General features: G+C 55.5%; 6 protein-coding genes. All 6 read left to right on the top strand.

The window, feature by feature from the left end; genetic code table 11:
* The coding region (locus AB7U36_RS15175) for a hypothetical protein (RefSeq protein WP_428160562.1) at positions 1–280 on the top strand (280 nt) is incomplete at its 5' end.
* Positions 259–978 (top strand): phage baseplate assembly protein V, encoded by a 720-nt coding sequence (locus tag AB7U36_RS15170; protein ID WP_428160561.1) that lies wholly within the window; start codon positions 259–261, stop codon positions 976–978. The genes AB7U36_RS15175 and AB7U36_RS15170, both read left to right, overlap by 22 nt.
* The gene (locus AB7U36_RS15165) at positions 972–3,902 is read left to right on the top strand and encodes a hypothetical protein (protein ID WP_428160560.1); all 2,931 of its coding nucleotides are present in this window, start codon (positions 972–974) and stop codon (positions 3,900–3,902) included. Before AB7U36_RS15170 ends, AB7U36_RS15165 begins: the two co-directional genes overlap by 7 nt.
* Before the next feature lie 3 nt (positions 3,903–3,905).
* On the top strand, positions 3,906–4,322 hold the full coding sequence (locus AB7U36_RS15160; protein ID WP_428160559.1) for a GPW/gp25 family protein: 417 nt from the start codon (positions 3,906–3,908) through the stop codon (positions 4,320–4,322).
* A 2-nt stretch (positions 4,323–4,324) separates the two neighbouring features.
* The gene (locus AB7U36_RS15155) at positions 4,325–6,565 is read left to right on the top strand and encodes a putative baseplate assembly protein (protein WP_428160558.1); all 2,241 of its coding nucleotides are present in this window, start codon (positions 4,325–4,327) and stop codon (positions 6,563–6,565) included.
* A partial coding sequence (locus AB7U36_RS15150) for a hypothetical protein (RefSeq protein ID WP_428160557.1) occupies positions 6,562–6,974 on the top strand: 413 nt, incomplete at its 3' end. The genes AB7U36_RS15155 and AB7U36_RS15150, both read left to right, overlap by 4 nt.

Genomic DNA, 6,974 nt, shown 5'->3' with positions numbered 1-6,974 from the left:
GGAGCGCAGTGAACATCTGTCCCGGACAGGGGCTGCGGACGACATTGAGGCTCAGGCCCTGGTTAACGCCAACTTCTCACAACGGGCCCGGAAATTTGTCTGCGCCCAGGGTGTAGCACAAGGAAACCCGGCCATCCGGGTGGGCACCCATTTAACCCTTGCCGGTGTGGGGCCCCGGTTTGAAAACACCTATTTCGTCACCCGAGTCCGCCACCACTTTAATCTGGAACAGGGATACAAAACCACATTCCACGCCGAATGTGCCTATCTGGGAGGATAAATATAAACAATATGTTGGCACCGCTGCAACAACCAGGACTGAATCAGGATCTACATCTGGCTAAAGTGACCTCCGTGAACGACCCCGAACAGTTGAACCGTGTCCAAATCAGGTTGCTCTCCCATTCCAGTGCCACACAACAGGAAGGCACCCTCTGGGCCAGGGTGGCGGTACCATGCGCCGGCGGCAACAAGGGGACGTTTTTCATTCCCGATGTGGATGACGAGGTGGTGGTCTCCTTCATCAACGGAGACAGCCGCTATCCCGTCATTCTGGGATCCTTGTGGAACGGCAATGATCAGGCGCCTGAGACTCTGGGGGGCAGCGGGAATGCCGTGGACCGCTGGACCCTGGTGGGCAAGGCCGGCACCCGCATTGCCATTGAAGAGGAGACACAGGCCAATGCCACCATCAAATTCACCACACCGGGCGGGACCAGCGGGGAACTCACCGACGCCGGGAGCGGAAAAATTGAATTCAGCACAGCCGGCACCACGGTAACCATTAACTCCCAGGGGGTTACGGTAAATACTCCCCTGGAAGTTAAAGTACAGGCCACTCTGGTGACGGTGTCCGCGGCCCAGGTCAAAGTGAACGCGCCCATGTCCATATTCAGCGGGGTGGTCCAGGCCCAGACCGTGATTACCAACAGCGTGATCAGCGCATCTTATACACCGGGGGCAGGAAACATATGGTAACCCAAACCAAACAGCATAACATCCTGTGGATGGCCCCTTCTGCGCTTTGGGGAGAGCAAAGCGCATGGATGCGTTTTCCCGGCTCAGGGCAGGGCAGGATGGCCCGGCCGGTGATCCTGCGGTTTGCCAATGACCTGTTCATGGATGAGATGATCGCCATGCTGACCCACACCCCCTGGCGTCTGGCCGAGTGGGTGGCCCGGCACGAAACCTGGCGGAACCCCATGCCCACCCCCAAACCTGTGGAAATCACCCGGCCCAAGGTGTTTCTGCCAGAAGCCTATAACACGACCAAACAGCTGGTTCAAAATTATTCCCGGGAAAACCGGACCGCCCAGATAAAGCAACAGATCAACACCCCGGCATCCTTGCCGGATCTGCCTACCACGGATAGGCTTAAACTGTATCAGCCCATTCACCAGCGCTATTATGTGGTGACCGGGTCTCTTGTTTCAGGACAAAAGGGGCTTCCCGATTACCTTGTGGACCTCAGCGCCCGGGAACGGACCACCTTTGTGGTACGGGCACTTAAAACAAACACCAAACAAGTCACCGAAGAGTTCGGCTTTGTAGCCACATCCACGGGCATGGCCTGGCAGAAACTGGGTGTCCATGGAGACGACAATGCCGCGGTGATGCGTATTCTGCCCAACGAGGAACAGCACCCCCTGTTTCCGGTTACCTATCCCGACCGGTGTGACCGTTTCAGGCAGGTGTTTGGGGGGCTTATTCCTGTTAGTCAAAGGGATGTGTGGATGGATGCACCGGCCTACACGGGCAGCGACCAGGACACGGTGATCGCAAGCCCGGTCCCGTCCGGCGACGGCGGTACCGACCTGTACAGGGAAATTTTGTACGCCGATGTGATTGCGCCCTGGAAAGCCATGATCGACCAAGCCGAAACCGATAAACGCGTAAACAGCGAACAGGATGTCTCATCCGCCAATTTCGATTTGGACATACCGGTACCGGACCTGAATCTGATCCGAAACATCCGAAGGGCCCGGGATGAAATCCAGACCGGTTCCTGGTATGTACTTCTGGATTTTGCCCGGTTTCTTTACGATCATCTGCCCGGGGTATGGGCAAAAATCGCCGAAAATGAAAATAATACCAATCTATTAACGTCTCAGCCCCTTTTAAGCACCGGTGAAGAAGAGCTGGTCAAGGCCATCATCGGCACCCGGCTGGATACCCGGCTGTTCCTGGACCTGGCCGTTGAAAACCTGGCTGTCAGCGGTTTTCAAACCCAAGCCCAGGACGGTTCATTATTTTCTGTGTGGGACAAACTGCTGGATTTCTGGAAATTTGAAATTTACCTCAAACTTTCCTGGATTCTGTCAGGCGCCGAAGCCCAGGCCGAAAAAGTCAGGGCCAGAGTAACATCTGTTCCGGGGTTTACGCCCGGGTTCCGCACCGCCCTCCTGTCGGTGCTTTCGTCATTGATATCCGGTTCCAAACACAGTTTCCCCGATCTTTCCAAAGCGCTGGAAAGCAGCTTTCCGGCGATCAAAGAGGCTGCGGTGTCGGGAATTGAGCCTGGATTTCATACGGATCTGGGCAAGCTGATTCACTGCCTGAATAAAATCAAAATACCTGCGGTGCAACACCAGGTGGTGCTGACCCTCAACACGGATGCACTGGATTCAGCGGGACTGGAAAAATCCCTGTGGTCCCTGCTTGTTTTTTACTGGACCTTTGAAGCCCATGTGGAAGCAACGATTCCAACCATTAATCTGGACAATGTGGCGGCCAACCTGGATGCCGGATCGTCGGGTGATGTGGAAACATTCACAGCCACCTGGCTGCAAACGGTTTTCGGCCAGGCCAAAACCGGGAACTGGTATCCCTTTACCCAGTTTGCATCGGATCTGGAAAACCATTTCCCGAAACTATACGCCCAGGCCATCCGGGAGGTGTTTGGAAAACCCCTGGGCACAGATGCGGTCGTTCAGCAATGGAGGAGAACATTTCTGAAAAACAAGGTGATAGATGAGCAGGAACAGGAGGCCTTGTTTTTTCCCAACACAGGGCAGCGAAATATCCGGATCATTCCCACATTAGCCCAGGCCCTGGTTGAAGTCCTTGCCTGGGATGAAAAGCTGGAGGCCGTGGACACATCCTATGACCGGAGCATCCAGACCGGGGGGGACGAATCAAAAATGAATGAGAGCTGGCCGGATTTCCTGTTTCCCCTGACAGACCCTCATCCGACACTGACCCTTTCCCAGAGCCACCCGGTTCCGAAACGCTTTTCCCAGGCTTCGGTGTTACCGGGAACTGCCGAGGATCTCCAGGATCAACTGGATGAACTGGCAACGGATATTTATCAACTGGTCAAGGCCCAAAAGCCGATGAACGGTGAAGGAAACTCCGCGGTGCTAAACCATGCGCCCCTGCTGGACACCAAAGAGGTCCGGTTTGTGGTGCGGTTGGTATTTGAAAGACCCCATTGCGGGCGTCTGTTCCAGCCCCGGATTAGCCCGGCCACGTGCAAGTTTGACATAGCCCCGTTTTTCGATTTTGAGGCCCCGGCCCGCTCGGTCAAGATCCGGATGCCCTTTGACATCTCTCCGGCTGGTTTGCGCAAATATAAGAAAAGCGCCATGGTCCTGTTTTCAGACTTGATGTGCGGCAAAGTCAAAAAAACAAAGAAAATGACCCTGGGTGATCTGGTCCTGTCCGTTCTGCCCTGGCCCTTTCACAAGGATCTGCCCGATGTGGGCAAATCAGGACCCTGCAGGGATAAGAGCGGCGCATCGCTGGGAATGATCTGCTCTTTGTCCATCCCCATTGTGACCTTGTGCGCCCTGATTCTTTTGAGCATCATCGTGAAACTGTTCAATATCTTTTTCAAGTGGATGCCCTGGTTTTTCATGTGTTTTCCCCTGCCGAACATTGATCGGCTCAAGGTAAAGGATTAAACCATGACACAGACAAGTCCCATCAAAAAAAACAAAAATATTCCCGGCGCCCCCCTGGGGTGGCCCCTGCTTTCGGTGCCGGACAAGGGCACGCTCTTTTATCCCACCCTGGAAGACAGCATCAAGCAGTCCATCCGCATCATCCTGCTGACCCGACCCGGCGAACAGTTGATGCGTCCCAGATTCGGCGCGGGATTGTCAAATTTTCTGCATCTGCCCAATACCCTGGAAACCCGGCGGCAGATCCAGGAAATGGTATTCAAGTCCCTTGCCCAATGGGAGCACCGCATGGTGGTGCTCCGGGTGGAGGTATGGGAAGACCAAGATACACCGGAGGCGGTTCGCATTGAGATTGCCTACAAAATCAGGCGGACCCGGGAACAGGTTACAACAACGGTTAAATTGAATTTGGGAAGCTGATTATGCCTATTCCAAAATATCGACTGGATGACAGAAATTTCGACGACCTGGTCAAAGAGCTGGTGGCACGGATACCGTCCCACACGCCCGAATGGACCAACCCCCAGGTCGGTGATCCGGGAATGACCCTGATCGATCTTTTCGCATGGCTGGGTGACACCCTGCTGTACCGGGTAAATCTGCTGCCCGAACGGCAGCGCCTTGAATTTTTGCGTCTGCTGAACATTCCCATGCGGCCGGCATTGGCCGCCACTGGCCTGGTGACCCTTGAAGTAACCGACAAAGAGAGATTCACCCCCGTGGTGATTCCCCAATACACCAAGATCAAAGGCAGCGTGGATTTTGAGACCACCCAGGAGATTACGGTCATGCCGTTCTCCGGCAGGGTGTTTGTCAAACGGCGGCCGTCGGAACTAGAAGAAGAGGTGATCGGCACCATTAAAGAAGAGCTGGAAAAGGTCTATGATATCGGGACCGGCAACGGGGAGCAGTACATTACCACGCCCATGTTCCATGATCCGGATAAAACAGGGGCTGGGCTTGATGTGATAAAGGACACCATTGACCAATCCCTGTGGATTGCGCTGCTGACGGCAGATGAAGATCCCAACCGGGTTGAGCGGGTCAGGCAGGCCCTGGACCCGGATGAGCATGGATTCAAGATGATTCAAATCGGCATTGAACCTCGGCTGAAAATCCCCGAATTTGATCAATATGTACAGCAGGCCGTGACCATGGCCGACTACTGGCAGTGGGACATGCCGTCCAGTCGGGATGACGATGATGATCTGGCCTACACCATCCCCTATCTTCCCCTGGACATATACGAAGACACCACCGACGGGTTCGTTAAGCAGGGAATTGTTCAGTTGAAACTGCCCTCTTCCACCCAGATTTCCCTGCCGGAAAACGACGTGGATGAAAACATCTATGCCGGTACGGGCAATCATCCGCCCCGGATCGATGATGAGACCATTGCCAAACGACTGGTCACCTGGATCCGTCTCACCCCCCGCCAGCAGAGCGAAAGCCTGGCCCTGGACTGGGTGGGGATCAATGCCGTGAAGATCGACCAGTTCAAAACCATCCGGAACGTGATTTTATCCACGGCAGACGGCACACCGGATTTGACCCTGCCCCTGCCCGGTACATCGGTGGAGGAATCGAGTTTCAAGCTCCAGGTTGAGGAAAAAGGGGTGGGATACAAAAACTGGCACTCCCTGCCCCTTCACATGGCCGGCCGGACCGATACGGTGTTTGAACTGGACAGCGAGGCCGGAACCATCACCTTTGGAGACGGCCTTCGCGGGGCTGTTCCCGAAAGCGGTTCCCGGATCAGGCTGGAACAGATGCGCGCAGGCGGAGGGATAAAAGGCAATATGGGTGCGGGCAACCTGACGGATATCAGCCATCCGGACCTCTGTGTGGTCCAGGCGATTCCCACCCGGGGGGGCATGGATGCCGAAACACTGGATGAGGCTGAAAAGCGGATCCCTTCCGTGTTGAAACATTGTGACCGTGCCGTGACCCGGGAGGATTATAAACAGATCGCATCGGAAACGCCGGGCATTGAGCTGGGCCGGGTGGAGGTGCTTCCCCAATTCAAGCCCCAGCAAAAATTATTTGACATCGTGGGTGTGATGAGTGTCATGGTCCTGCCCAAGGGGGATTACCACCGTCCACCCAACCCCAGGCCAGACCGGAATATCCTGGCCCGGGTCCACCACCATGTGGATGATCGGCGGCCCATCGGGGTGGAACTCTACGTGATCGGGACCGAGTATGTTCCTTTGGGACTGGGCGTATCCGTGACCCTTGGCGAGGGTGTCCCCCGGCAGCAGACATTTCAGAACATCAAAACCGCCTTGTATGAATTTCTCTGGCCGTTGTCCCCCGGGGGCCATCTTAAAACCGGTTGGCCCCTGGGCCGCCTGGTGGACAACCAGGAACTGGCCGTGACGGTGGCCCGGGTATCCGGGGTGCTCACGGTGGAGGGTGTGAACCTGTTCAAGCAAAACAACGAAAAACAATGGGAGCTGGTGGAAGGCGGTGCCGAACAGCGGATGTCCCTGTCGGCGTGGCAACTGCCCGAGCTTTTGGACGTGGTGGTGATCGAAGATGAAGACCCCGTCACCGACCTGGATGAGGCATTAGGGAATCAAGGCCGCAGTCCGGGAGAATGGGACCCGACGGACACGGGCAAAAAAATCGCCATCCCGGTGGTGCCGGAGATTTGTAAATGATTGATGTCAATCGGCAAAAATTCTGGATGCTGTCCGAACCCGGGCAGTTTGATCATGGTGATCCGGCCGGCTCCGTGGCGTGGTGCCGGAAAAAGGCCCATCCGGTGCTCCGCATGAAACGCAGTCGAATTCTTGACCTCATATCCCAGGACCCCATCCAGGCCCGGATTAAGGCGCGATTGCTTTCCAATCAGCCCCCGTCCACGGTGGATGCTTACGGCACCTGGGCATACGTGGATGAACTGCCCCAGGTAATCCTGGGCGGCGGCGTGTTTCCAGACCCAGTTGAGCTCCTTTCCCTGGCTGAAACCGAACGCGTCGTTGATATGTCCATGAATCCCGAAGGAGTTCTTTATGTGATCAGCCGGGATGAAACGGATGTCTCCACGGTGTATAGGATCAATCTCAA

The organism is Desulfobacter sp., assembly GCF_050177295.1.
Note: the sequence above shows the minus strand (reverse complement) of the source record. Positions and strands in the feature narration are given on the sequence as shown.

Excerpts from the sequence above, each read along its gene's own strand:
- AB7U36_RS15170 (WP_428160561.1), top strand. The coding sequence starts at position 259 with ATGTGCCTATCTGGGAGGATAAATATAAACAATATGTTGGCACCGCTG.
- AB7U36_RS15160 (WP_428160559.1), top strand. The coding sequence starts at position 3,906 with ATGACACAGACAAGTCCCATCAAAAAAAACAAAAATATTCCCGGCGCC.
- AB7U36_RS15155 (WP_428160558.1), top strand. The coding sequence starts at position 4,325 with ATGCCTATTCCAAAATATCGACTGGATGACAGAAATTTCGACGACCTG.
- AB7U36_RS15165 (WP_428160560.1), top strand. The coding sequence starts at position 972 with ATGGTAACCCAAACCAAACAGCATAACATCCTGTGGATGGCCCCTTCT.